Origin of the sequence: Lentzea aerocolonigenes, from assembly GCF_000955955.1 — a bacterium.
Taxonomy (GTDB): Bacteria; Actinomycetota; Actinomycetes; order Mycobacteriales; family Pseudonocardiaceae; genus Lentzea; species Lentzea aerocolonigenes_A.
The window spans coordinates 1-335 of record NZ_JYJG01000089.1 but is presented as its reverse complement, the minus strand read 5'-3'; the positions used below and the strand labels follow the sequence as shown (position 1 = coordinate 335).

The window sequence follows — 335 nt, the reverse complement described above, 5'->3', positions numbered from 1 at the left end:
CCTGGTCCTGCGGCGAGATCAGCATCCCGGCGGGCGGGGTGAAGCGGACGAAGTAGCTGCCCGCGCCCAGACCCGTGAACAGGTACGTGCCGTTCGCGTCGGTCAGCATGGTGCTCACCGGCTCCGGTCCGTTCGGACCCTGCCGGAAGAGCTCCACCGACACACCCTGCACGCCCGGCTCGCCGGCGTCCTGCACACCGTTGCCGTTGACGTCGGACCACACCCGGTCGCCGACCGAAGCCGTGGCCGGGATCAGACCGAAGTCCCACGTGCGGTCGATCGTGGTCTGGCCGAGGGTGAACACCGGCGTGGTGCCGGTGACGTCACCGTCGGAG

General features: G+C 70.1%; 1 protein-coding gene. It reads right to left on the bottom strand.

Translation table 11 applies throughout. The annotated features are described in order from the left end of the window. On the bottom strand, positions 1-335 hold a 335-nt coding region (locus UK23_RS14970; RefSeq protein ID WP_045312116.1), incomplete at both ends, for an SdrD B-like domain-containing protein.